Annotated in this window: 24 protein-coding genes and 1 tRNA gene; 14 read left to right on the top strand and 11 right to left on the bottom strand. The window is 40.7% G+C overall.

The window, feature by feature from the left end:
• The first annotated feature begins 849 nt into the window (after positions 1 to 849).
• The 5 genes from I4Q58_RS14700 to rplT all read left to right on the top strand — a co-directional run bounded on the left by I4Q58_RS14700 (position 850) and on the right by rplT (position 7,044).
• On the top strand, positions 850 to 3,714 hold the full coding sequence (locus I4Q58_RS14700) for a sulfatase-like hydrolase/transferase (protein ID WP_203296668.1): 2,865 nt from the start codon (positions 850 to 852) through the stop codon (positions 3,712 to 3,714).
• A gap of 79 nt (positions 3,715 to 3,793) precedes the next feature.
• A complete protein-coding gene (gene thrS / locus I4Q58_RS14705; protein ID WP_203296669.1) occupies positions 3,794 to 5,734 on the top strand; it encodes a threonine--tRNA ligase in 1,941 nt (646 codons plus the stop codon).
• Between the two features lie 49 nt (positions 5,735 to 5,783).
• Positions 5,784 to 6,338 (top strand): translation initiation factor IF-3, encoded by a 555-nt coding sequence (infC, locus tag I4Q58_RS14710; protein WP_317194075.1) that lies wholly within the window; start codon positions 5,784 to 5,786, stop codon positions 6,336 to 6,338.
• A gap of 67 nt (positions 6,339 to 6,405) precedes the next feature.
• On the top strand, positions 6,406 to 6,603 hold the full coding sequence (gene rpmI, locus I4Q58_RS14715; protein WP_203296670.1) for a 50S ribosomal protein L35: 198 nt from the start codon (positions 6,406 to 6,408) through the stop codon (positions 6,601 to 6,603).
• Positions 6,604 to 6,699: 96 nt separating this feature from the next.
• Positions 6,700 to 7,044, top strand: coding sequence for a 50S ribosomal protein L20 (gene rplT / locus I4Q58_RS14720; RefSeq protein ID WP_203296671.1), 345 nt, complete (start codon positions 6,700 to 6,702; stop codon positions 7,042 to 7,044).
• Positions 7,045 to 7,100: 56 nt separating this feature from the next.
• On the opposite strand, the gene I4Q58_RS14725 is transcribed toward rplT, so the two are convergent.
• The 6 genes from I4Q58_RS14725 to tgt form a co-directional block, all read right to left on the bottom strand.
• The gene (locus I4Q58_RS14725) at positions 7,101 to 8,360 is read right to left on the bottom strand and encodes an asparagine synthetase B (RefSeq protein ID WP_203296672.1); all 1,260 of its coding nucleotides are present in this window, start codon (positions 8,358 to 8,360) and stop codon (positions 7,101 to 7,103) included.
• Between the two features lie 101 nt (positions 8,361 to 8,461).
• Positions 8,462 to 10,015, bottom strand: a complete 1,554-nt coding sequence (gene dnaB / locus I4Q58_RS14730) for a replicative DNA helicase (RefSeq protein WP_203296673.1) — start codon at positions 10,013 to 10,015, stop codon at positions 8,462 to 8,464.
• Positions 10,016 to 10,183: 168 nt separating this feature from the next.
• Entirely contained in the window at positions 10,184 to 11,137 is a 954-nt protein-coding gene (locus I4Q58_RS14735) for an acetyl-CoA carboxylase carboxyltransferase subunit alpha (RefSeq protein WP_203296674.1), read from the bottom strand.
• A gap of 54 nt (positions 11,138 to 11,191) precedes the next feature.
• Positions 11,192 to 12,094, bottom strand: a complete 903-nt coding sequence (locus tag I4Q58_RS14740) for a DMT family transporter (RefSeq protein ID WP_203296675.1) — start codon at positions 12,092 to 12,094, stop codon at positions 11,192 to 11,194.
• Positions 12,081 to 13,160, bottom strand: a complete 1,080-nt coding sequence (locus tag I4Q58_RS14745; RefSeq protein ID WP_203296676.1) for an LptF/LptG family permease — start codon at positions 13,158 to 13,160, stop codon at positions 12,081 to 12,083. Before I4Q58_RS14745 ends, I4Q58_RS14740 begins: the two co-directional genes overlap by 14 nt.
• A 1-nt stretch (position 13,161) precedes the next feature.
• On the bottom strand, positions 13,162 to 14,292 hold the full coding sequence (gene tgt / locus I4Q58_RS14750; protein ID WP_203296677.1) for a tRNA guanosine(34) transglycosylase Tgt: 1,131 nt from the start codon (positions 14,290 to 14,292) through the stop codon (positions 13,162 to 13,164).
• Between the two features lie 204 nt (positions 14,293 to 14,496).
• Between tgt and I4Q58_RS14755 the strand changes: the two genes are divergently transcribed.
• Both I4Q58_RS14755 and I4Q58_RS14760 read left to right on the top strand, forming a co-directional pair.
• Positions 14,497 to 15,342, top strand: a complete 846-nt coding sequence (locus I4Q58_RS14755) for a transketolase (protein WP_203296678.1) — start codon at positions 14,497 to 14,499, stop codon at positions 15,340 to 15,342.
• A 26-nt stretch (positions 15,343 to 15,368) separates the two neighbouring features.
• Positions 15,369 to 16,322 (top strand): transketolase family protein, encoded by a 954-nt coding sequence (locus I4Q58_RS14760; RefSeq protein WP_203296679.1) that lies wholly within the window; start codon positions 15,369 to 15,371, stop codon positions 16,320 to 16,322.
• A 55-nt stretch (positions 16,323 to 16,377) separates the two neighbouring features.
• Here the strand turns inward: I4Q58_RS14760 and I4Q58_RS14765 are convergent, their stop codons facing one another.
• Positions 16,378 to 16,527, bottom strand: coding sequence for a hypothetical protein (locus I4Q58_RS14765; protein WP_203296680.1), 150 nt, complete (start codon positions 16,525 to 16,527; stop codon positions 16,378 to 16,380).
• Between the two features lie 209 nt (positions 16,528 to 16,736).
• On the opposite strand from I4Q58_RS14765, the gene I4Q58_RS14770 reads away from it, so the two are divergent.
• Both I4Q58_RS14770 and I4Q58_RS14775 read left to right on the top strand, forming a co-directional pair.
• A complete protein-coding gene (locus tag I4Q58_RS14770; protein ID WP_203296681.1) occupies positions 16,737 to 17,222 on the top strand; it encodes a ferritin-like domain-containing protein in 486 nt (161 codons plus the stop codon).
• Between the two features lie 178 nt (positions 17,223 to 17,400).
• Positions 17,401 to 18,408 (top strand): M28 family metallopeptidase, encoded by a 1,008-nt coding sequence (locus I4Q58_RS14775; RefSeq protein WP_203296682.1) that lies wholly within the window; start codon positions 17,401 to 17,403, stop codon positions 18,406 to 18,408.
• A 104-nt stretch (positions 18,409 to 18,512) separates the two neighbouring features.
• Here I4Q58_RS14775 and I4Q58_RS14780 read toward each other — a convergent pair.
• The 3 genes from I4Q58_RS14780 to I4Q58_RS14790 form a co-directional block, all read right to left on the bottom strand.
• A tRNA-His gene (locus tag I4Q58_RS14780) sits at positions 18,513 to 18,588 on the bottom strand.
• 101 nt (positions 18,589 to 18,689) lie between these two features.
• Positions 18,690 to 19,406: a bacillithiol biosynthesis deacetylase BshB1 gene (gene bshB1, locus I4Q58_RS14785; RefSeq protein ID WP_203296683.1), complete on the bottom strand. Its 717-nt coding sequence runs from the start codon at positions 19,404 to 19,406 to the stop codon at positions 18,690 to 18,692.
• Positions 19,407 to 19,416: 10 nt separating this feature from the next.
• A complete protein-coding gene (locus I4Q58_RS14790; RefSeq protein WP_203296684.1) occupies positions 19,417 to 20,565 on the bottom strand; it encodes a trans-sulfuration enzyme family protein in 1,149 nt (382 codons plus the stop codon).
• Positions 20,566 to 20,730: 165 nt separating this feature from the next.
• Here I4Q58_RS14790 and I4Q58_RS14795 point away from each other — a divergent pair, with 165 nt between their 5' ends.
• From I4Q58_RS14795 to I4Q58_RS14805, 3 genes are all read left to right on the top strand, one after another.
• Entirely contained in the window at positions 20,731 to 21,480 is a 750-nt protein-coding gene (locus I4Q58_RS14795; RefSeq protein ID WP_236002953.1) for an O-methyltransferase, read from the top strand.
• Between the two features lie 68 nt (positions 21,481 to 21,548).
• A complete protein-coding gene (locus I4Q58_RS14800; RefSeq protein ID WP_203296686.1) occupies positions 21,549 to 22,247 on the top strand; it encodes an ABC transporter ATP-binding protein in 699 nt (232 codons plus the stop codon).
• Between the two features lie 104 nt (positions 22,248 to 22,351).
• Entirely contained in the window at positions 22,352 to 22,519 is a 168-nt protein-coding gene (locus I4Q58_RS14805; protein ID WP_203296687.1) for a hypothetical protein, read from the top strand.
• Here the strand turns inward: I4Q58_RS14805 and I4Q58_RS14810 are convergent, their stop codons facing one another.
• Positions 22,520 to 23,176: a sulfotransferase family protein gene (locus I4Q58_RS14810; RefSeq protein WP_203296688.1), complete on the bottom strand. Its 657-nt coding sequence runs from the start codon at positions 23,174 to 23,176 to the stop codon at positions 22,520 to 22,522.
• Between the two features lie 121 nt (positions 23,177 to 23,297).
• Between I4Q58_RS14810 and I4Q58_RS14815 the strand changes: the two genes are divergently transcribed.
• On the top strand, positions 23,298 to 23,876 hold the full coding sequence (locus I4Q58_RS14815) for a cob(I)yrinic acid a,c-diamide adenosyltransferase (protein WP_203296689.1): 579 nt from the start codon (positions 23,298 to 23,300) through the stop codon (positions 23,874 to 23,876).
• A gap of 123 nt (positions 23,877 to 23,999) precedes the next feature.
• Entirely contained in the window at positions 24,000 to 24,221 is a 222-nt protein-coding gene (locus tag I4Q58_RS14820; RefSeq protein WP_008272287.1) for a DUF2795 domain-containing protein, read from the top strand.
• Positions 24,222 to 24,369: the final 148 nt, after the last annotated feature.

The raw sequence follows: 24,369 nt of genomic DNA on the forward strand, positions 1-24,369 counted from the left end.
TTACAATACCTCAATGAACTCGCCGGTCAAAAAAAATCCCGGCATCAATCTGTCGGCCGACGGGGAGTCGAACCCCATCCCCGGGCTGCCCGCCCGGCCATCTTACAATATCGCCCCCTCTCGAAAGCGGGTGCAAATATACAACATTTTTTTATTTCAAAAACACTTTCAAAAATAATTTTCATAAAATTTTTTGTTACCCTTTCGAGCGGCAACTTTTCGTTTTGAAAGCGGGTGCAAATTTACAAGTCTTTTTGAAACCTACAACCCTTTTTAAAATAAATTTTCAATGTTTTTAATGAACGTCTGCTTATCCTGAAATCCGTGTGGATTGTTTTTCTAAGCGGGTGCAAAGATAGCGGCCTTTTTCAATTCCACAACCTTATTTTAAAGTTTTTTTTAAAGCCTTTTTACAAGTCGCTGATTGGTCGTTCATTACTCTCGAAACTTTTTTTGTCGCTTTTATACCTTATTATATATGCACTAAATATCCTGCGTTAGGGATAGCAGCGGCATCCCCCGATTTACATCGGGGATATAGCGGATAGCCCGCCCTCTTATGCTACCGGAAGGTAGCTTGGGAGGGAACGCCCAACACTATATTACAAGTAGGGTTTATATGATTCCAAATTTTCAAAGATGTCCGATGGTTATGCTATATTTGCGAATTGTTAGGTAATTGTTACCCAAACGTTATATCGAATTTGCCTTATGTTTGTTATTTTCCAATTGTTGCTATTATTCATAGTGGGTATTAGCATTACTACGCTTTTCAAAAACAAGACTGTCTCCTTTTTATTGTCCTTATTACTCTCGCTATTCTTAACCCTTCAGTCGCTATCGGTATACATGAACGGGAATTTGATCGATTATAAGTTTTACGAGCATGCGAATATTTCCATTGTCACATCTGTAGGTGGCTTTTTCTTAAAGGAGATTATTCTGTTTAGCCTTTTATTTGTAGCAATAAGCGTTATCCTATATGCAGGGAGCCGGAAATTGCGCCAAATCGTGCTCCCAAAGTGGGTTTTGGGCATCCCTATTCTTATTGGGCTATTCTTAATGATATTGCCAGATGGAATTGCAAATAATATCTATAGCATAATAGATTTAAAGACCGCAAAGGAAAAGGACTTTTCGCAGGCCTTAAAGGATCTCGGTATTGACCCAGAGCAATATGTTGTAGCAGAGGACATAGAAGCCACGGCAGGAAAGAACATCATAGTTCTCTCGTTAGAATCCTTTGAAAGGGGTTATTTGGAGGCGCCGTTGGAACACCTCACCCCAAATTTACGGAAGTTTGGCTCCAGCAATACATTGTTACCTATGCGTCAAAACGATGGTAGTCAATGGACGACCGGATCTATGTATACCGTCATGACAGGGATGCCCTCTTATTTTAAATCGGAGGGCAATGAGATATTCCAGGACACCAAACATTTTTCCCTTCCAAGCCTTGGAAAGATTCTAAGGAGTGCAGATTACAAATGCTCATACCTAATCGGTAATAAAGAATTCTCCGGTATTATGCATATGTTAGAAGCCCTAAATTTTGATGTTTATTCTGAGCGTGACTTTGATACCTCATACGAAAAAATCAATTGGGGAATTCACGATAAGGATCTCTTTGAAGAAGCGAAGAAAAAAATCAAATCCCATAAAAGTAACGACGAAACCTTTGCTTTGTTTTTATCGACTATCTCTGGTCATTATCCTGACGGAGTATATGATAGCCGCATGGAAAATATCCTTCCTGCCCAGGAATCGAACCTCGAATTTATGACTGCTGCGGTGGACTATTACATAGGGGATTTAATAGCGTTTTTAGAAAGGGAAAATTTAATTGACAATACCGCTATATACATTTTCCCAGATCATACATTAATGAAAAATCAGTCGGCAGTTCTTAAAAAATTTAAGAATAAGCGCGGTTTGTTTTTCATTAGCAATGTGCCGGAAAACATCTTGCTAGGGAATATACAAGAGCCGATATTGCAGATTGATATTCCCAGAATGATTATTAATGGCGCAAAAGTTCGCACGAATGCAACATTTATTACCGACTATATCGGTACTGAAAAACATAGATTCATTCAACGAAATAAAAAAAACCTTCTTAGCTTAAATGAAGCTGCCTTAAAACGAACAAACTTTTCTAAAGGCTTTCGACTCTCTTATGATGGCGATACTAGTTTTTTACTCTCTTCATTAAATGGATCGCATCAAGTATCAATACCCGGAGGATCGGAAAATATTCTTAAGACCCTTGATTTCAGTAAAGATATGCGCTTACTAAGAATGGATTCTATATTAGGGAAAAGGAATCAATTTGGATATACAAATGAACAACTTAAAAAAGCGTTTAAATCTGAAGAAGATTATGCACGGTTAATTTTTTCTCGACAGGGGGACTCAATAATCGCGTACTTTCAAACTATAAATGGACTTGGTATTACTCGGTTTGGCGAAGGAGAAATTGTTATAAATGACTCTGACATTGAAATATTCGACTCTTGGAATATTCTCAAGCCAAGTTTAACCCCCGAACGTGATAAAATCTTTCTTCGCAGTACCGGATATGACTATATAAAAAGTTATGGTACCAGCGTCATTTATACAGGACATAAGCCCCATGAAGTAACTCGTGGTCTGAATGTCCTTTATCTTCATAATAATAAATTTAGAGTGCGTAATTTTGATACTTATTCAAAATTTCAAGATGTAGAAGACCTGCTCGCCTTAATTAAAGATTTAAAGAGAGCTAACTTAAACTTCTATATAGTCTCCCACGATTCCGCCGAAAAGGAGTTGCAGAAATTATCAACTGAGTTCAAAAGGCTCGGGTTTAAATCGCTATCAGCCCTCACTAAACGGGAGGCCTACATCGGCTATTACCGTGATGGTAATATCGAAGAATTTTCGGATGAAAAGTCCCTAACAAAACAATTTAAAATTACACCCATTAAGGATCCGGAAATTGTAATACGAAAGAGTGACACAATGCGATTTATCGCACATGCGGGGGGTGCCGTAAATGGACGCACTTATACCAACTCATTGGAAGCCCTACAACAAAACTACGCTAAAGGCTTTAGAATATTCGAACTAGATTTCATCAAAACATCTGACAGTGCATATGTCGCTGCTCATGACTGGGAACATTGGGCAAAGAATACGCAATACTCAGGTGCACTTCCACCAAGCAGACAACAGTTTATGGAATCGCCGATAGATACTTTGACCCCACTCGACATGAACGGGGTAAATAATTGGTTCGAAAAGCACTCAGACGCTATTTTGGTTACTGACAAAGTAAATAGACCATTAGACTTCGTACCAAATTTTAGATATAGAAATAGGTTGATGATGGAACTTTTTTCGTTGAAGGCTTTAAAGGAAGCACAGCAATTAGAAATCAGAGGGGTTTTAGCATCAGAAGGTGTGTTAAAAAGATCCAGAGGGAATGTAATCACTCTATTTAATGATCTAGATGTAAACTACGTAGCCATTTCAAGACGTATCATAAAAGATGAATTATCCCTGCTAAAAAAGCTTAGAGATGCCGGTATAAAAACATATGTATTTCACGTGAATTTTGATAAGGGCCGTGACGAGAATTTTGTTGTTGAAAATGAAATGGATTATGTCTACGGCATGTATGCCGATTTTTGGGATTTTCCAGATACGCGGTCTACAGAAGAAAAAGCAGAATAATTTTTCACATCATTCAGAATCCGTTGCCCATCCCACGAATACCTATTATCTTTGCCCCTTATTAAAATTTTTCAAGGATATGATAGGGATTACTTTACCCGACGGCAGCGTTAAAGAAATGGAAAAGGGCTCCACTCCAATGGATGTCGCCATGAGCATTAGTCATGGCCTGGCCCGAAACGTGATTTCAGCCTCTTATAATGGCGAAACGGTTGAAACGACCACGCCGCTGACCGAAGACGGTACATTGGTATTATATACTTGGAATGATGATGAGGGAAAGCAAGCCTTCTGGCATTCCTCTGCCCACATTATGGCGCAGGCACTTCAGCAGCTATACCCTGGCATTAAGTTGACCATCGGACCTCCGATTGAAAACGGTTTTTATTACGATATTGATCCGGGCGAGCATACAATTTCTGAAAAGGATGTGCCGAAGATTGAAGCTAAAATGCTTGAAATCGCTAGAGGCAAGCATGAATTTTCCATGCGTGAGGTTTCAAAGGAGGAAGCACTTTCTTTTTATAAGAATCAAAATAATGAGTACAAGGTAGAACTGATCGAAAATCTGGAGGATGGTACCATTACGTTCTGCGACCATGACACCTTTACAGATCTTTGTCGCGGGGGCCACATTCCGAACACTGGCATCGTGAAAGCCGTTAAGGTTATGAGCATTGCCGGAGCGTATTGGCGGGGCGATGAAAATAACAAACAGCTTACCCGCATTTATGGCATCAGTTTTCCGAAGCAAAAGGAACTGAAGGAATACCTAGAACTTTTAGAAGAAGCCAAGAAACGCGATCACCGAAAGTTAGGAAAAGAATTGGAACTTTTTACTTTTTCGCAAAAGGTAGGTCAAGGACTTCCGTTATGGTTGCCTAAAGGCGCTGCTTTACGAGAGCGCCTGGAGAACTTCTTGAAAAAAGCCCAGAAAAAAGCGGGTTACGAAATGGTTGTTTCGCCTCATATCGGTCAAAAGGAATTATATGTAACTTCTGGTCACTATGCGAAATATGGTGAAGACAGCTTTAAACCTATCAGTACTCCTGCTGAAGGTGAAGAGTTTTTATTGAAGCCAATGAACTGTCCGCATCACTGTGAGATATTCAACAGCAAACCTTGGTCATATAAAGATCTTCCGAAGCGGTATGCCGAATTCGGTACTGTATATCGATATGAACAGAGCGGTGAACTTCATGGTTTAACACGTGTTCGCGGTTTTACCCAAGACGATGCGCATATTTTCTGTACACCCGATCAGTTGGATGAAGAATTTAAAAAGGTAATCGACTTGGTGCTATATGTCTTTAAATCTTTAGGGTTTGAAGATTTCGTGACACAGGTTTCACTTCGCGATCCCGAGAATCCCGAGAAATACATCGGAGATGATGAACATTGGGAGAAAGCGGAAGCCGCCATCTTGAACGCCGCAAAAGATAAAGGATTGAAGTATGTGGTGGAAACTGGAGAAGCAGCATTTTACGGGCCAAAACTCGACTTTATGGTTCGAGATGCTTTGGGAAGAAGTTGGCAGTTGGGTACTATTCAGGTGGATTACAACTTACCAACGCGCTTCGATTTAACCTATAAGGGTAGCGATAACGAATTGCATCGACCGGTAATGATACACCGCGCGCCTTTTGGCAGCATGGAGCGTTTTATCGCTATTTTGTTAGAACATACCGGAGGAAACTTCCCCTTATGGCTTATGCCCGAACAAGTTGCCATTTTATCATTGAGCGAGAAATATGAAAATTACGCTCAAAAAGTTTTAAATTTGTTGGAAAATGCCGAAATTCGCGCCCTTGTCGACAATCGGAATGAAACGATTGGCAAGAAAATTAGAGAGGCCGAACTTTCTAAGTTCCCATATATGTTAATTGTAGGGGAACAGGAAGAAGCAGACGGCACGGTTTCCGTTAGGAAGCATAGTGAAGGAGATATGGGCACCATGAAGGTCGCTGAATTTTCTGAATTAATTAACAACGAAATTGCAAAAAATACAGTAGATTTTTAAAAAAGTCTAACCTCCCGGAAAAGCGGGAATAATATTTAAAGTCATAGCAATTAGAAGAAAAAGAGGAAGAGGCCCTAGCAGGCGTAAACAAGAAGATCAACACAGGATCAACGAAAAAATCCGTGCCGATAAGGTGCGTTTGGTTGGTGATAACGTGGAAATGGATATTTATCCAACCAAAAAAGCACTGGGTATCGCTCAAGAAATGGGCTTAGACCTAGTTGAAATTTCGCCTAATGCCGATCCACCGGTAGTGAAGGTGATGGATTATAAAAAATTCATCTACGAACAAAAGAAGCGTGAAAAAGCGATGAAAGCCAAGGCTTCGAAAGTAGTAGTGAAAGAAATTCGGTTTGGTCCGAATACGGATGACCATGATTACGATTTCAAGAAAAAGCATGCTGAAAAATTTCTTTCAGATGGCGCTAAGTTGAAGGCGTATGTGTTTTTCAAAGGTCGTTCGATTGTCTTTAAGGATAAAGGCGAAATTTTATTATTGCGTTTAGCTCAGGATTTGGAACATGTTGGAAAAGTTGAGCAAATGCCAAAATTAGAGGGGAAACGAATGATTATGTTCATGGCTCCTACAAAGAAAAGTAAATAAGGCGCAAGCCATTTAAAATATTCCTTCGATGGAAGGATGTGTGAAATAAACTCGAAAAATAAACGTAATGCCTAAGCAAAAAACAAACTCCAGCGCCAAGAAACGTTTTAAGTTGACAGGAACTGGAAAAATTAAAAGAAAGCATGCTTTCAAGCGTCACATTTTGACTAAGAAAAGCAAGAAAAGAAAGTTAGCCCTTACTCACGACACGTTGGTACATAAGGCTGATGAAGACAACGTTAAGGAAATGCTTAACCTTAAGTAAATTCCTTAACTGGTTATTTACCCATTTTATTAACCCTGGAGTATGGCCTTTAAAGTTTCCGAAGTCGGAGCGCCTGCTACAAAAAATTAAAAAGAAATGCCAAGATCAGTAAATGCAGTTGCCTCAAGGGCACGAAGAAAAAAAGTCATCAAACAAGCCAAAGGTTACTTTGGTCGACGTAAAAATGTTTGGACGATTGCCAAGAATGCAGTGGATAAAGCCATGCAGTATTCGTACCGCGACCGTCGCCAAAAGAAACGTAACTTTAGATCGCTTTGGATTACTCGTATCAATGCGGGTGCTCGTCAGAACGGAATGTCGTATTCTAAGTTCATGGGGAAATTGAAAGCCAACGATATCGAATTGAACCGCAAGGTTTTGGCCGATTTGGCAATGAATCACCCTGAGGCGTTTAAAGCCCTAGTAGATAAAGTTAAGTAAAACTCATTGTTTATTTCACAAAGAAAAGCCGCTCGATTGAGCGGCTTTTTTATTTCTTATGTTTTTTGTTTTTTCTTCTTAGCAGCAGGAAACAATACATTGTTTAATATCAAGCGATATCCGGGCGAGTTTGGATGAAGCGCCAATTCGGTTTTCGCATCCCCTACCCTATGTTGGTAATCCTCTGGGTCGTGCCCGCCATAAAATGTAAAGAAACCTTTCCCCTTCACTCCGTGAATGTATCTTGCTTCACCATTCGACTTATGCTCTCCCATCACTAGAACATTCGCTTTAACGGTACTTCTATCATACGAAGTAGTTTGACCCATAAAACCTTTTACCAAGGACGTATGGTTCTGTACTAACATCGTAGGAATAGGATCCCATTTTGCAGAATAATCCATTAAGGTAAAGTAATCGGTTTCCTTCGGAATTCGACGCTTGCTTGTCATATCGATAGACGAAAATTCATATACCATCGGACTTCTTTCTAAGGTGAAATCGGTAAAGGCAAATGTTTTATTGAAATCGATCTTACTTTGATATCCAGGCTCGCTAGGATCGCCATCGAACATAGGCTCGCAAATATCTACTCCATCAGCGGAAAGCGCAATATCGAAGCTATCGGTAGCACTGCACATGGCAAACATAAATCCGCCACCGATTACATAATCCCGAATCTTTTTAGAAACCGCTAACTTAGCCTCCGAGACTTTATTGAAGCCAAGTTCTGATGCTAGTGCCTCTGCATTTTGCTTGTCTTCAATATACCAAGGCGCCGCGCGATAGGCGCGATAAAATTTCCCATATTGACCAGTAAAATCCTCATGGTGTAGGTGAAGCCAGTCGTATAGGATTAGCTGGTCGTTCAATACTTCAGTATCGTATACCACATCATAAGGTATTTCGGCGTAGGTAAGCACCATGGTTACGGCATCGTCCCATGGCTGATTCCCCTTCGGTGAATACACCGCAATTTTCGGTGCTTTTTCCAAGACCACCGCCTCCATATTTTGGGATGGACTGCTGATAAAGGATAGGATCTCTTCCGTTTTACTATCCGAAATTACTTCAAATGAGACCCCTCGAATCTGACATTCCTTCCGTATTTCTTCTACATCCGGCAACAAAAAGGAGCCTCCGCGGTAATTCAACAACCATTTTACCTTTTGTTGTCGTTCAAGGGTCCAATAGGTAATTCCGTATGCTTTTAAGTGTTCTTCCTGACCATCGGCATCCATCGGGATAAGAATATAGGAAGCAGAAACAGAAAAGGTAATAAATAGTAAAAATATAAGGGATAATAACTTCTTCATAGTGCTAAGATAACGACAAAAAATGTTCCATATTTCTATAGCAGACAAAAGCCGATAGGATTTTCATCGTATCGGCTTTGTTGTAATAGTTGTATTGTTGGTTAGAACGGGACCTCATCGTCATTGTTTTCGGGTGAAATATCGTTCATGGAGCTACCGAAGGCTTCACCTGGTGAAGGCAAATCGTCGGTCTTGAAAGTATCGTCATTTGCAGCAGCATTCATTCTACTTTCGAACTCACCTGTGTCACCAAAGGTATCCAGGTTCTCGAATCGACCAAGATGTCCAACGAACTTCAATCGAATTTCATCCAAACCACCGTTACGGTGCTTGGCTACGATGAATTCAGCCTGTCCTTCGGTAGGAGATCGCTCTTCATCGTCCCATTCATCAATTTTATAATATTCTGGACGATAAATAAACGAAACGATATCGGCATCCTGTTCTATCGCACCCGATTCACGTAAATCACTTAACAACGGACGCTTACTTCCACCTCGCGTTTCCACCGCACGTGAAAGCTGCGAAAGCGCAATAACGGGGACGTTCAGTTCTTTAGCCAATGCTTTAAGGTTACGCGAAATAGTTGAAATTTCCTGTTCACGGTTCCCTCCTTTTTGATTCCCACCAGCAGTCATCAACTGAAGGTAATCAACAATAATCAACTTGATACCATGCTGTGAAGATAGTCGTCTAGCCTTTGCACGAAGATCGAATATAGAGAGCGATGGCGTATCATCAATAAATAGCGGTGCTTTTTCAAGTCCTTTCACTTTCACATTTAACTGTTCCCATTCGTGTTTTTCAAGATTACCAGTACGCAGTTTTTCACTTGAAAGATGTGTTTCCGAGGAAATAAGTCGTGTAATCAACTGTACCGAGGACATCTCCAAAGAGAAGAAAGCAACGGGTATATTATGTTCAACGGCCATATTTCGGGCCATCGATAAGGTAAGGGCGGTTTTTCCCATACCTGGACGGGCAGCGATAATAATCAGGTCGCTTGGTTGCCATCCAGATGTAAGTTTATCAACCTTCTCGAACCCAGACGGAATTCCGGATAGTCCCTCGCGATTGGCGATTTCCTCAATTTTTTTCTTGGCTTGAATGACAAGTTGCTGAGCTGTTTCAGAAGATTTCTTGATATTTCCCTGCGTAATCTCGTAGAGCTTCGCTTCAGCCGTATCCAATAAGTCGAATACATCGGTGGTTTCATCGTAGGACTCTTCAATTATTTCATTCGAAATTTTGATAAGACTACGCTGAATATATTTTTGAAGAATGATGCGCGCATGAAACTCGATATGTGCCGAAGACGCCACTTTTTGGGTTAATTGCACCAAAAAAAACTCCCCTCCTGCAGCTTCCAGTTTTCCTTCTTTCTTCAATTGGGAAGAAACCGTTAATAAGTCGACCGGTTCGCTGTTTTCGAAGAGCGTATGGATAGCATCGAAGATAAACTGATGCTTCTCATTATAGAAAACCTCAGCATGTAGGATATCGATGACATCGTCGACCCCTTTTTTATCAATCATCATTGCTCCGAGCACAACCTCCTCTAAATCAGTAGCTTGTGGAGGTAATTTACCTTTCTCCAATGCGATTACCTGCGAAGCACGAGTTTTGTATGAGGTTTTGGGTTGCACTTTTTCCATGGGAGCGAATGTAAAGAAAATGTTAAGTTGAATCCCCTTTTAGAGAGGTACGATTGTTAACTAGTCGTCAACAATTTGATTGTTGATAACTTCAAAAAGCTGTTAATAAGATACGAAAAAAAGTTGTCGGAATTCCCTGAATTGACGGAAACGTGGATATAGTTGGAATTAGCCTTTAAAGACTCCCATATTGGAATATTTTTCCATCCGTTGGTCTACCAATTCGGTTGTAGATAATTTTTTCAATTCCGTGAAAGCCTTCTCGATTTCCTTCGCAACGGTTTCGAACGTTTTAGGTCGATCGCTATGCGCACCACCTATAGGTTCTTTTACGATTTTATCGATGAGCTTTTGACGTTTCATGTCTTTGGCAGTAAGTTTTAAGGATTCGGCGGCCTGTTCCTTAAATTCCCAGCTTCTCCATAAGATAGAGGAGCAGCTTTCAGGCGAGATTACCGAATACCAAGTATTTTCGAGCATTAATACACGGTCGCCGACACCGATCCCTAAGGCTCCGCCACTGGCACCTTCACCAATAATCACTACGATAATCGGAACCTGTAGGCGGGTCATTTCCAAAATATTCCTAGCAATCGCTTCTCCCTGTCCGCGCTCTTCCGCTTCCAGACCGGGATAGGCTCCTGGCGTATCTACGAAGGTTACGACTGGAATATTAAACTTTTCAGCCGATTTCATCAGTCGAAGGGCTTTGCGATAGCCTTCAGGATTCGCCATTCCAAAGTTTCGGTATTGGCGTGTCTTGGTATTATATCCTTTTTGTTGACCCACGAACATATAGCTCTGATCGCCTATTTTTCCAAGACCCCCGACCATTGCCTTATCGTCCTTAAAACTACGATCGCCATGGAGCTCCAAAAAAGAATCCCCACAAATGGCATTGATATAATCCATAGTGTAGGGACGATTGGGGTGACGAGACAGTTGAACTCGTTGCCAAGGGGTTAAATTCTTATATAACTCTTTTTTGGTTTCGTTGAGTTTTTTCTCAATTTGCTTGCAGGTGTTGGTGACATCTACATCACTCTCTTCACCAATCTTACATGCCTTATCGTATTGCTCCTGCAATTCTTTTATAGGGAGTTCAAATTCAAGATATTCCATCGTTGCGATCCTATGTTAGTATTTTGCTTAGCCTACAAAGATAAAATTTTGTTCCTAGCTAAGATGCTGTCGACGTTTTTTTCTTTCAAGTCGATGTTTTAGAATGCCATTCGCAATGACGGTCAGCACAATAATTACCGCACCGATATAGAAGCTATCGCTCATGTTCTCATCTTCACCCAAAATAAGCAGGGCGAGAATAATTCCATATACCGGTTCCAAATTAACTGTTAGCATAACGGTGTATGGACTTAACCAACGCATAACGTGCACCGAGGCCAAAAAAGCATAGGCCGTACATACTGATGCTAATAGCAACAGCAATCCCCAATCGCTTGCGGATAGTTCAAAAAATGACCTTGAAAAACCCCCTGAGATTCCGAGGTATACCGAAATACAAAGCATTCCGAAACTAAGTTCATAAAAGGAAATGGACGAAGCGGTGTAGGTTGCAACATACTTCCCATTCAATAAAGTGAAGAGGGCGCCCAATAGCGAGGCTCCCAATGCTAATACCATTCCTAAAAGGTGTTCCGTTTCAACATTAAAAATGATATACAGACCGATGATCACCAATATTCCGAAGAACACTTCATAGCCTATCACTTTTCGTTTAAAGAATATAGGCTCCAATAGCGAAGTGAAAAAAGCTCCTGTTGACATAACCGCCAAGGTTACGGATACATTAGAAACTTTAACAGCACCAAAGAAACATAACCAATGTGCAGCGATTAGAAAGCCAGCAAGAAAGAACCCCAGTAAGACTCTAGGTGGAAATCTTAGCTGTTGTTTTTTCAACCGTACCCAAAGATATAGTAATAAAGACGCTATAAGCATGCGGTACCAAACCAAAGGAATGGCTCCAATTGAAATAAGGGCGCCTAAAACGGCCGTAAAGCCCCAAATAAAAACGATAAAATGTAAATGTAGGTACTGTGTTAGCTTATCGTTTGGCATTGTTTAGCAAATAAATAGCCAAGATACCAAAGATAAAGTTGGGAAACCATGTTGCGATAAAGGGAGAGAAATCGCTTTGCTCTGCCAAGGTCCCGAATACCTTATCGAAAAAGATAAATACCATTCCTATGGAAAGTCCGATAGCTAGGTTCACACCCATTCCCCCTCTTCGCTTCACCGAGGATACCGATACCGCAATAATTGTTAGAATATAGGCCGAAACCGGCAAGCTCCAACGCTTATAACGAACTACCTCGTATCGATTGATAAAGGTTGACCCCTTTGCTTTTTCACGCTCGATAAACGTGTTAAGCTCGGTGTAATTTAGCGTTTCTGCGATATATTCAACTGGCGTAAGATCCTCCATCTCAAAAGAAAATACGGTATCCTTCTTATTGGCCGTCTCTAGTATATCACCATTTTTACCCACTTTCCGCTTAGAATACATATGAAGACTATAGGTACTATCTTCCTTATTATATTTTATTCGACTTGCAGAGATCTTATAGGTCATTTCATTACCTTCAAAATGCTCTAGCGTAAAGTTGTTACCCGATTGCTGCTGCACGTTGAAGTAGCTTACATAGATATATTCCTTCGGGTTTATCTGACGGTAGACGTTGTTCTGACTTCTATCTTTATGTCCCTTTTTTAAATATTCGTACTTGAATTCGTTGAAGCCTTTGCTTGCCATAGGCGCCAGGTACATACCCAAAAAAAGTGCTCCAATACACACGATTGTTGCACCGATAAGATACGGTCGAAGGAATCGATAATAGGATACTCCGCTACTTAAAAATGCAACAACTTCAGTATTGTTAGCTAATTTGGAGGTAAACCAAATAATGGACAAGAAAAGAAACAGCGGAAATAGTAGGTTTGCAAAATAAACCGTAAAATCCAAATAATATTTGGCGACTTCTACGAATGGCACCTCGTTTTCAAGAATCTTATCAATCTTTTCCGCCAGGTTTACGGTAATCCCGATAGGAATGAATAACAGCAGCATCAGCACGAACGTACCGAGGTATTTTTTCAATATGTATCGATCGAGGATGCTGAGCATGTTATAATCGTTTATCCATTTGGGTGACCATTTTATTTTTCCATGAGGTGAAATCGCCAGCTATAATATGCTTTCTAGCCTCACGCATGAGCCATAGGTAAAAACCAAGATTATGGATGGTCGCGATTTGCCTTCCCAACATTTCATTCACCGTAAATAAATGTCGTACGTATGCTTTGCTATAAGCAGTGTCTACCCAGGTTATACCCATTTCATCAATGGGTGAAAAATCGTCTTCCCATTTCTTGTTTTTTATGTTGATGGTTCCATGGGCGGTAAACAGCATTCCGTTTCTACCATTTCGTGTAGGCATCACACAATCGAACATATCGACTCCCAATGCTACATTTTCCAATAAGTTGATAGGGGTTCCCACACCCATAAGATAACGCGGCTTATCGTTAGGAAGTATATTAGTAACCACTTCCGTCATTTCATACATTTCCTCGGCCGGTTCACCGACGGAAAGCCCACCAATCGCATTCCCTTCCGCTTCACGAGAAGCGATATACTCTGCCGACTGTTTCCGAAGGTCTTTATAGGTACTTCCCTGCACGATGGGAAACAAGGTTTGATTGTGCTCGTATGGCAAAGGTGTTTTCTCCAAATGTGAAATACATCGGTCTAACCAGCGATGTGTCATATGCATGCTTCGCTTCGCGTATTGATAATCGCAAGGATAGGGTGTACATTCATCGAAGGCCATGATGATATCGGCACCAATGGTTCGTTGTATTTCCATCACGTTTTCAGGGGTGAAAAAATGAAAACTTCCATCGATATGCGACTTAAACTTTACGCCCTCCTCTTTGATTTTCCGGTTTGCTGAAAGCGAATAGACCTGATACCCGCCACTATCTGTTAGAATGTTTCGGTCCCAATTCATGAATTTATGGAGTCCACCTGCCTTTTTTAGAATATCCATCTGTGGGCGCAAATACAGATGATAGGTATTTCCCAAAATGATATCGGGATTGATTTCATCGGTAAGTTCGCGTTGATGAACTCCCTTTACCGTTCCAACGGTTCCGACTGGCATAAAGATGGGCGTTTCAACCGGTCCGTGATCTAATTGCAGCGTTCCGGCCCTCGCTTGGCTTTCGCTATCGGTGGCATGAAGGGTAAAGGTCATAAAAAGTAGTCTTCAAGAATTATACCCATCATCGGGCGCTGCAAAGATAAAACGATTTATGGGTTCAAGTGATTTAATGATAAAAAACGTGAAATGGCTAAAATTGATGTTAATTAAAACCCCTAAATCGTTGATAACTGCCCAAAATTCCATTTTGAGAGGCCTTGTGAATACTGTACTTTTGCAGGCATAACAATTCAAATCATGGCAGACATACAAGAACTTGAAAAGCTGGTCGTACAGGTACGTAGAGATATCCTTCGACAAGTACATCGTGTAAACTCTGGACATCCCGGCGGTTCATTGGGCTGTGCCGAATTTTTCGTGGCACTTTACAATGAGTTGATGGATCATAATCCAGATTTTAAAATGGATGGAAAGGGTGAAGATCTCTTCTTTTTATCGAACGGACATATTTCACCCGTTTTTTATAGCGTTTTGGCACGAGCAGGCTATTTCCCTGTAGAGGAATTAAACACCTTCCGTCATATCGATTCACGCTTACAAGGTCATCCAACCACACACGAAGGCTTACCTGGCATTCGCGTAGCCTCTGGATCTCTAGGACAGGGGATTTCAGTAGCCATTGGAGCGGCACAGGCGAAAACCCTAAATGAAGACGACCATATCGTTTATGCACTTTGTGGCGATGGTGAACTTCAAGAAGGGCAAAATTGGGAAGCCATAATGTATGCACCTGCCAACAAAATAGATAATCTTATCGTGACGGTCGATTTGAACGGTCAGCAGATTGATGGTGCAACCGAGAATGTGCTTCCATTAGGAAATCTGAAAGCAAAGTTTGAAGCATTTGGCTGGGATGTAATGGAAATCGAAGAAGGCAACAATTTAGAAGCTGTCATCAAGGGAATGAAAGAAGCTAAAAGTCGCCTTGGAAACAATAAACCGGTCTTAGTGCTACTTCACACCGTAATGGGGAATGGCATCGATTTTATGATGCACACCCACGCATGGCACGGGAAAGCTCCAAATGACGAACAGTTGGAAACTGCACTCGAACAAAATCCAGAAACGCTGGGCGATTACTAACCATTTCAGCTTCAAAAAATAAAGACATGAAAAAATATACAGATAGCGGAAAAAAAGACACACGTTCAGGATTTGGAGCGGGCTTGACCGAACTAGGTCAAAAAAATGAAAATGTAGTAGCCCTATGCGCAGACCTAACGGGTTCGTTGAAAATGGATGAGTTTAAGGAAAATCATCCAAAACGGTTTTTCCAAGTAGGGATCGCAGAAGCAAATATGATGGGCATTGCAGCTGGAATGACAATCGGTGGGAAAATTCCGTTCACTGGAACCTTTGCCAACTTCTCTACAGGAAGGGTATACGATCAAATTCGCCAGAGTATCGCCTACAGCGGAAAGAATGTTAAGATATGCGCTTCCCACGCCGGTGTTACCCTAGGGGAAGACGGAGCAACACATCAAATTTTGGAAGATATCGGATTGATGAAGATGCTTCCGGGAATGACGGTTATTAATACCTGCGATTATAATCAAACAAAAGCCGCTACGCTGGCAATTGCCGAACATGAAGGTCCCGTATACCTTCGCTTTGGTCGCCCGAAAGTGGCCAACTTCACTCCAGAAGATCAAACCTTTGATATTGGAAAAGCAGTGACGCTTCAGGAAGGAAAGGATGTTACCATTGTAGCTACGGGCCATTTGGTATGGGAAGCACTACAAGCTGCTGAATCGTTATTTGAAAAAGGAATTGAAGCAGAGGTATTAAATATTCACACGATTAAGCCGTTAGATGATGAAGCAATTTTAAAAAGCGTTGGAAAAACAGGCTGTATTGTAACTGCTGAAGAGCACAACTACTTAGGTGGTTTGGGTGAAAGTGTAGCAAGAGTGCTTGCTGAAAACCATCCAACTCCACAGGAATTTGTGGCAACGCAGGATACCTTTGGTGAAAGCGGAACACCCGATCAGTTAATGGATAAATATGGTCTAAATGCTGAAGCCATTGAAAAGGCTGTAACTAAAGTAATGAATCGAAAATAGTTTCATTCCTCGTTTAAATTAGAAAAGCCCTGAATTCCTTCAGGGCTTTTTTGTTTTATGCGGTATCGCGCGGTTGGTGTTGTTCCTTCCGCTGCTCTACTTGATGGTTAATTTCACGACCATCCGATTCTTTCTGTTTTATATTAATCGCACTTTCTTTACGACTCTTTTTATCTTTTGGTTCTGGTGTTTTATCAGTACTCATAACAATAAAATTTATTGGTTTCAATATAAATATAGTTAGCTTTCGTATAAAGATGCTGTTGATTAGCAAACCTTAACACCCATCTGTTAAAGATTTTTTCACCTTCTTGCCACTTTTCCTTCTAGTGTTAAATCCTTCTCAATTCACACTTCGCTAAGGAAATTACCTGTATTAGATAACTACCTTTATTTCACATAAAAAAATTGATTATGAAAACGACACAGGAAAAAGCAAAAGAAAAAGTCCATAAAGATTTAGTAAATAATCTTCAAGAACTTTTGGAGAAGAATTATGACGCGGAAAAAGGCTTTAAAAAAGCAATGGAAGATGCCGATAGTCAACGATTGAAAGAGTACTTAAAATATAAATCGGCACAGCATAGCCAGTTTGCTACCGAACTGACCGATGAGATTCGTCAATTGGATGAACAACCAAAAGAAAAAGGAAGTACTACTGGAGATCTTCACCGAACTTGGATCGATATTAAAACCGCCTTCACAGGAAATGATGACGAAGCTGTTTTGGAAGAATGTATTCGAGGTGAAAAGGCAAGCTTGGAGGAATACCAAGAGCGATTAGGAAAACACAATTTTCCACCGAAGATTGCCGAAACGCTAACGAAGCAAAAATCTGAAATTGAACGTACCGTTTCAAAAGTAAAAAGTTTAGAAGACCTTGCTGACGATTGGAATTGATTATGTAGATAGATCGTAGTAAGATGAAACCCTGAAAGCCTCCAATTTCAGGGTTTCTTTTTATTTATTCGGTAAGGTTCATTACCTGAACTCGATTTTTCTCAAAAAAATTGCAAAAACACTGCTTCCAAACTGTATCTTTACGCGACTTGAAAATATAATACAGTACATAATTCTTATGAAAAAAATACTTTTAACGCTTTTGGGAATCATCACCTTATCCTGCAATTCTGCTCAGAATAAGGCATCTCAAATGACTCGAGAAGACTATGCCAACACGATAACAGCTGAAGAACTGAAAGAGCAATTATATGTTTTTGCCGGTGATGAAATGCAAGGACGTATGACCGGAACTAAAGGTCAAAAATTAGCCGCCGAATATCTCCGTAATTTCTATCAGGACCATAACATCCCTTCGCCTATCGAGCCCAATAATTACTATCAGGAAATTCCAGCGTCTTATTTTGGAAGCTCAGATAAATATGAAGCATCCGAAAATGTGGTGGCTTTTATAGAAGGAACTGAAAAACCTGACGAAATTATTGTCCTTTCCGCACATTATGACCATGTTGGGATGCGCGAGGATGGTACTATTTATAATGGTGCCGATGATGACGGTAGCGGAACCATGGCGATGCTTGAAATGGCAGAAGCGTTTAAAATGGCTAAAGAGAATGGTGATGGACCAAAACGCTCTATCCTTTTTCTACATGTAACAGCAGAAGAGATTGGCCTATTCGGGTCGAAATATTATACCGACAATCCACTTTTCCCATTAGAAAATACAGTTGTTAACCTCAACACCGATATGATTGGTCGTATCGACCCTGATAAGAAAGACAATCCTAATTATGTATATCTAATAGGAAGTGATAAGCTTAGTCAAGAACTTCATGATGTTTCAGAAGCGGTAAATGAAAAATACGTGAATTTGGAACTAGACTATACATATAACGATGAAAACGATCCAAATCGTTTTTACTATCGAAGCGACCATTATAACTTCGCTAAGAATAACATTCCCGTTATTTTCTACTTCAACGGTGTACATGAAGATTACCATAAACCCACCGATACTCCCGATAAAATTGAATACGACCTATTGGCCAAGCGTACACAATTAATTTTCCAAACTGCTTGGGAAATCGCGAATCGCGAAGGTAGAATTACGGCAGACAAACTGTAATTGAAAGTAAATACTAAAAAAAGACCTCACAGGTTTCGGCAACCTGTGAGGTCTTCTGCTTATAACAAAAAAATCCCTTCACAATTGAAGGGATTTGAACTTTTGGGTGGAAGACCGGGTTCGAACCGGCGACCTCTGGAACCACAATCCAGCGCTCTAACCAGCTGAGCTACAACCACCATTTGTGATTCACTTAAAAAGCGAATCTGCCCGTGCTGGCACAGGCGGGTGCAAATATAATGCTTTTAAATTCTATGTACAATATCAAGCTTACAGATTTTTTAAATCAAATCGAATAGCGAGTCTACCGCTATCAACCGCTCTACGGTATATCCTTCACCATGGTCTACCCCTATCAATCGACCCAAATTCTGCGCACGATACGTCAAACTATCCTTAAAATTTGCAGTAGCTATTGGCGTCATCGGTTCTTTAGAGTCCTTGTCGTAAAACTGACTTTTATATGCCATTACCGAAGCGATTTTTTTATCCAAATAACCGGTAACATCAACCACCAAATCTGGCTGTAAATCAATCCATTGAATGTAATGGTAGATATGGGAGGGCCGCCATGCCTCTTGCTGCTTACCATCCCTTTTCGTTTCAATTTTACGTAATCCGCTTAAAAAACAGGCGTCATGGACCAAATCGCTCCCCTTTCCATGATCGATATGCCGATCCTTGACAGCATTGCACAATACGATATCGGGTTGGTAGTGACGCAATACTTCAATTACCTTCAATTGTGATGTTTTATCATTTTGAAAAAATCCATCGTCTAAACCAATGTTTTCACGAACAGAAACTCCCAAAATTTCCGCTGCCTTGGCGGCTTCCTCTGCACGTAGTTCTGCAGAACCACGTGTTCCCAATTCACCACGCGTTAAATCGAGAATACCGACTTTCTTGCCACGATCAATTTCCTTTGCAATCGTTGCCGAACAACTTAATTCAACATCATCGGGATGGGCGCCAATGGCTAAAATATCTAGTTTCATACAATTTCTTTTACAGTTTATCCAAAGCTTGCTCCAAGTCGGCGATTAAATCCTTTTTGTCTTCAATCCCAACCGAAAATCGCATCAACTCTTCAGAAATTCCTTGTCGTTTGCGCTCTTCAACAGTTAACAATGCATGGGAAGTCTTTGCGGGTGAAAGTATGGTGCTCTCCACTCCTGCCAAGCTCATCGATTCCTTTATTAAATGTAGCGATTTCATAAAATTCGACGCATTCAATCCTTCTTTCAACTCAAAGGAAAGCATACCTGAATAGCCCTTCATCTGCTCTTTTGCCAAAGCATAATCGGGATGGTCCTTTAATCCGGGATAATATACCTTTTCCACTTTTGGATGTTGCTGAAGCCATTTTGCCAATTTCTTCGCATTTCGGTTCTGTGCCTTTACCCTAAGCTTCATTGTCTTCATACTTCGCTCCAACAACCACACGGTATAATCGCTAAGGCTTCCACCTAAATTCTTAGCGACATTCCAAATCGTTTTGATATGTTCTTCGGAAGCAGCAACCGCTCCCGCACAAATATCGCTATGGCCTCCCATATATTTCGTTGCGCTATGTAACATAATATCGATTCCAAAATCCGCTGGCGTTTGATTTATAGGGGATGCGAAGGTATTGTCGATCATACTGACAAGCCCATGTTCCTTGGCCAACCCCGAGATCATTTTCAAATCGGTGATAAGCATCAACGGATTGCTGGGCGTTTCAACAAATAGCACTTTGGTATTCTGTTGAATTTTTTCTTCAAAGTCCTCTTTTCTGAAACCCTCGGTGAAACTATATTCGATTCCAAATTTATCGAACTCTTCAACTACAAAATTATAAGTACCTCCATACAATGTTTTCTGAAGCACCACGTGATCTCCTTTATGAAGAAAGGCAAGCATCGTGGTACTGATGGCTGCCATTCCACTACCGAAAATCAACGCTTCTTCTGTTTTCTCGAGCGCAGCTATTTTTTTACATAGTGCTTCTTGGTTGGGCGTATTGAAATATCTAGGATAACGCTTCACATCAACATTTTCATAGGCATACGAGCTGGATGGAAATATAGGTGAAACCGCCCCTTTAAATTGTTCATCGGCTACCTCTCCCACATGGGTACAAATGGTATTGGCACCGAAAGTATCTTTATTCATAACGGTATTTTTCTGGTAGCGTAAAGGTATGCATAACAGAAATTCTTTTCGAAACAACTTGAAGGGATCGAAAAAGATTTAATGACATGGTAACCCATTCTCCTCAAATCGTCTATTTTTACCGAAATTCAGTAGCTTCGAATGGTCTATCAGGCACTTTCTTATATGAAGTTTTTACGCCAAGCAAAAAATAAGCATGGCGTACATTCGCCATTTGTCTATAAACTAGTGACCGAATGTTTTAACGACCGACAGCAGAAATTAGACTACCGCATTCTGCGACAGCACAAAAAAGCACTGAAAAAAGATAAAACGTTGTTGGAAGTGACCGATTTTGGAGCAGGTTCACGCATTTTCACTTCAAATAAAAGAATGGTAAAAGCGATTGCGAAACGCGCAGGTATTCCAAAAAAGCGGCAACGACTATTATACAGAATGGTAACCTACTTTCATCCAAAAACAATTTTGGAACTTGGGACCTCACTAGGTAAAAGCACCCTTGCCATGGCCTTGGCAGCACCAGGGTCAACAATTAATACAGTAGAAGGTTGTCCCGAAACCGCAAAAACAGCTGCTGCGTACTTTAAGGAGTTCGACATGGAGAATATCAATATTCACAACCAACCCTTTCAGGAATTTTTGCAACAGTATTCGGAAGAAACCATAGACTTTGCTTTCATCGATGGTGGTCATGATAAAGACCAAACATTAGACATTTTTCAGGAGCTAGTGAATAAAACACATAATGACTCGGTATTTATTTTTGACGATATTTATTGGAGTCGGGAAATGACGGCAGCTTGGAAGGAAATCATCGGGCACCCGTCGGTTACGGTCAGTATCGATACCTATCAATGGGGCATTGTATTTTTCAGAAAGGAACAGCAAAAACAACATTTTACCATCCGATTGTAACATCTATTGTACCTTTGCGTCACATTGAAGGCTAGCATTCGCCAACAACCTTAAAACAATCATTTGATATGAGCTTGGTCATCAAAATTCGAGATATTAGAAGGGATTTCCCGCTTGGACAAGAAATAGTAAAAGTGCTAAAAGGAATCGATCTCGATATAGAAAAAGGTGAATATGTCGCATTAATGGGACCTTCCGGTTCAGGAAAATCGACCCTGATGAATCTGCTTGGCTGCTTAGATACTCCAACCTTTGGAAGTTATGAACTAAACGGACAGGATGTTAGCAATCTAACCGATGACGAGCTTGCAGACATTAGAAATAAGGAAATCGGTTTCGTATTCCAAACCTTCAACTTGTTGCCACGAACCACGGCGCTAGATAATGTAGCCTTACCCATGATTTATGCCGGGGCTTCCAAAACCGAACGAGAGAAGCGAGCAGCAGAGGTATTGACCGATGTGGGCTTGGCGGATAGAATGGACCATAAGCCCAATCAGTTATCGGGTGGTCAACGCCAGCGGGTAGCTGTAGGCCGTGCTTTGGTAAACAAACCTTCTATAATTTTAGCCGATGAACCTACTGGTAATTTAGATTCAAAAACGTCGATAGAGATCATGAATCTTTTCGATGCCATTCACGCCGCCGGAAATACTGTAATCCTAGTTACCCACGAAGAGGATATCGCCGAGCATGCCCATCGTGTTATCCGTTTACGGGATGGAATTGTGGAAAGCGATGAGAAGAAGCAAGTAGCGAGTACTTAATACTATTAAGTTACTTTCAAGTTCGAGTTCGAGTTCGAGTTCAATTTCAAGTTCCCATTTAAATTCTTTGCAATTTAAATCGTTGCTTTCTATCTTCACCTATTATGGAACAATGGCTCAACAATCCTATCGTTTTGGCGGTAGGTGGAATTTTACTCCTCCTTATCATATTTCTTTGGAACAAAAACAATACGCGTCGAAATCGAGACCGAAGACGCCGTAGTTTCCGCAAAAATTATTACGAAAAGAAACGCGAGGATCAGAAAGACTGATCAATTATAGAAGATATTTTTAATACCTGTTTTTAGCTTTCGAAGACCCTTTGGGACTGCTCCCGCTTTATTGGCATGAGGGAATTTCCAAATAGGTTTGGAGCATTGTAGAAATTCGCACAATTTGTTCCATCCGTCTTCCTTTACCGAAAACATCATAAAATTTCCTTTTTCCGAGAAAAATTTACGCACCGAATTATTGTGGTCTTCAATACGATTGCTATATATTTTTGGTGAATCGATCGGATTATGACTTCCATACACTACATCATGGTAAGGATACCTTCCCTTTCCGAAATGTTTTTGCACACTTTTCAACCAGGCATCCGTTTCACGCACCGTCAAAATAAAATGGGCATCGGGATATAGATTATAAAGCTCTTCATATAATAAATACCAAGGCGTATCCTGAAAGGCATCATATCGCTTCAGTAATGGACCGGCATGTTCCATTAAGTCATTCTTTATTTCCTTCGAAAATTTTGAATAGCCATACCCTTCCTTCAAACTTCCACAAACGGTATATCCAAGCATAAGCAGTGCTTTTCCAATAGTCGTAGTGCCTGTTTTATGAAACCCGATTATAAAAACCTTTTGGCTCCGACTATTGGTCACGCGCCGCCATAATCCCTTTAACCAGGCACTCGAGGGTCGCATGCTGTTTTGTTCTTTAGAATGAAATTCCGGAAACATCATTGTAAGGAAATCTTCACACAAAAGTATCACTTTACACCGATTGTCATTATGGCTCCGTATATTTGTGATAGAAAGTTATGCTATGAAAATATATACCAAAACGGGCGATAAAGGTACCACGGCCCTCTTCGGGGGAACACGGGTACCGAAATATCATATCAGAATTGATAGCTACGGAACCGTAGATGAACTCAATTCGAACCTAGGACTTATTCGGGATCAGGACATTTCCGAAGTACACAAAAAGAACCTTATCAACATACAAGATAAATTATTTGTGCTTGGTGCTATATTGGCCACAGACCCTGAGAAAGAGAAATTGAAAAGCGGGAAAGATCGTTTGGATATTCAGCGTATTTCAGAAGAAGACATCACTTTTTTAGAGAAACAGATGGACGCTATGGATGAAGAACTACCGCAAATGACACACTTCGTCCTTCCAGGTGGTCATCCAACCGTGTCATATTGTCACATTGCACGCTGTGTCTGCCGTCGTGCCGAACGCTTGGCAACACTACTTCACCATGAAGAACCTATCGATGAATTGGTTTTAAAGTATCTAAACAGACTATCTGACTATCTATTTGTGCTGGCACGGAAATTGACCCAAGAGCTGCAGGCGGAAGAGATTAAATGGATTCCAAAGAAATCGAACGCCTGATTAAAGAGTTGATTTTTAGCTTTTTGACCACGTTCTTTAAAATCATGCAGAAATAAATACGATTTTTCTTGACTTTTACAGCTAAAAATTTATTTTTGCAGAAATTTAAAACCCTGATTTACTATGTACTGGACCTTAGAACTAGCATCGTATTTAAGTGATGCGCCATGGCCGGCGACCAAAGACGAGCTCATCGACTATGCCATTAGAACGGGAGCACCATTAGAGGTTGTGGAAAACCTTCAAGCGATTGAGGATGAAGGGGATTCTTATGATTCCATTGAGGAAATTTGGCCAGACTACCCTACAGATGAGGATTATCTGTGGAATGAAGATGAATATTAACTCCACATGTTATTATACATGTAACCAATAGCTAAAAAGTCTCGCCAAACGAGGCTTTTTTTTGTGCAAAAACCAAGCGTTTTCCTAGGAAGACAAACAACATATAAAAGTTGCGATTGGCTTTGGGAAACTGGTATTTTTACACTTT

The sequence above is a fragment of the Luteirhabdus pelagi genome, from assembly GCF_016827595.1.
Lineage (GTDB): Bacteria > Bacteroidota > Bacteroidia > Flavobacteriales > Flavobacteriaceae > Luteirhabdus > Luteirhabdus pelagi.

Coding starts and splice junctions, on each gene's coding strand:
- I4Q58_RS14700 (WP_203296668.1), top strand. CDS start 850: ATGAACGGGAATTTGATCGATTATAAGTTTTACGAGCATGCGAATATT.
- thrS (WP_203296669.1), top strand. CDS start 3,794: ATGATAGGGATTACTTTACCCGACGGCAGCGTTAAAGAAATGGAAAAG.
- rpmI (WP_203296670.1), top strand. CDS start 6,406: ATGCCTAAGCAAAAAACAAACTCCAGCGCCAAGAAACGTTTTAAGTTG.
- rplT (WP_203296671.1), top strand. CDS start 6,700: ATGCCAAGATCAGTAAATGCAGTTGCCTCAAGGGCACGAAGAAAAAAA.
- I4Q58_RS14725 (WP_203296672.1), bottom strand. CDS start 8,360: ATGAAGAAGTTATTATCCCTTATATTTTTACTATTTATTACCTTTTCT.
- dnaB (WP_203296673.1), bottom strand. CDS start 10,015: ATGGAAAAAGTGCAACCCAAAACCTCATACAAAACTCGTGCTTCGCAG.
- I4Q58_RS14735 (WP_203296674.1), bottom strand. CDS start 11,137: ATGGAATATCTTGAATTTGAACTCCCTATAAAAGAATTGCAGGAGCAA.
- I4Q58_RS14740 (WP_203296675.1), bottom strand. CDS start 12,094: ATGCCAAACGATAAGCTAACACAGTACCTACATTTACATTTTATCGTT.
- I4Q58_RS14745 (WP_203296676.1), bottom strand. CDS start 13,160: ATGCTCAGCATCCTCGATCGATACATATTGAAAAAATACCTCGGTACG.
- tgt (WP_203296677.1), bottom strand. CDS start 14,292: ATGACCTTTACCCTTCATGCCACCGATAGCGAAAGCCAAGCGAGGGCC.
- I4Q58_RS14755 (WP_203296678.1), top strand. CDS start 14,497: ATGGCAGACATACAAGAACTTGAAAAGCTGGTCGTACAGGTACGTAGA.
- I4Q58_RS14760 (WP_203296679.1), top strand. CDS start 15,369: ATGAAAAAATATACAGATAGCGGAAAAAAAGACACACGTTCAGGATTT.
- I4Q58_RS14765 (WP_203296680.1), bottom strand. CDS start 16,527: ATGAGTACTGATAAAACACCAGAACCAAAAGATAAAAAGAGTCGTAAA.
- I4Q58_RS14770 (WP_203296681.1), top strand. CDS start 16,737: ATGAAAACGACACAGGAAAAAGCAAAAGAAAAAGTCCATAAAGATTTA.
- I4Q58_RS14775 (WP_203296682.1), top strand. CDS start 17,401: ATGAAAAAAATACTTTTAACGCTTTTGGGAATCATCACCTTATCCTGC.
- bshB1 (WP_203296683.1), bottom strand. CDS start 19,406: ATGAAACTAGATATTTTAGCCATTGGCGCCCATCCCGATGATGTTGAA.
- I4Q58_RS14790 (WP_203296684.1), bottom strand. CDS start 20,565: ATGAATAAAGATACTTTCGGTGCCAATACCATTTGTACCCATGTGGGA.
- I4Q58_RS14795 (WP_236002953.1), top strand. CDS start 20,731: ATGAAGTTTTTACGCCAAGCAAAAAATAAGCATGGCGTACATTCGCCA.
- I4Q58_RS14800 (WP_203296686.1), top strand. CDS start 21,549: ATGAGCTTGGTCATCAAAATTCGAGATATTAGAAGGGATTTCCCGCTT.
- I4Q58_RS14805 (WP_203296687.1), top strand. CDS start 22,352: ATGGAACAATGGCTCAACAATCCTATCGTTTTGGCGGTAGGTGGAATT.
- I4Q58_RS14810 (WP_203296688.1), bottom strand. CDS start 23,176: ATGCGACCCTCGAGTGCCTGGTTAAAGGGATTATGGCGGCGCGTGACC.
- I4Q58_RS14815 (WP_203296689.1), top strand. CDS start 23,298: ATGAAAATATATACCAAAACGGGCGATAAAGGTACCACGGCCCTCTTC.
- I4Q58_RS14820 (WP_008272287.1), top strand. CDS start 24,000: ATGTACTGGACCTTAGAACTAGCATCGTATTTAAGTGATGCGCCATGG.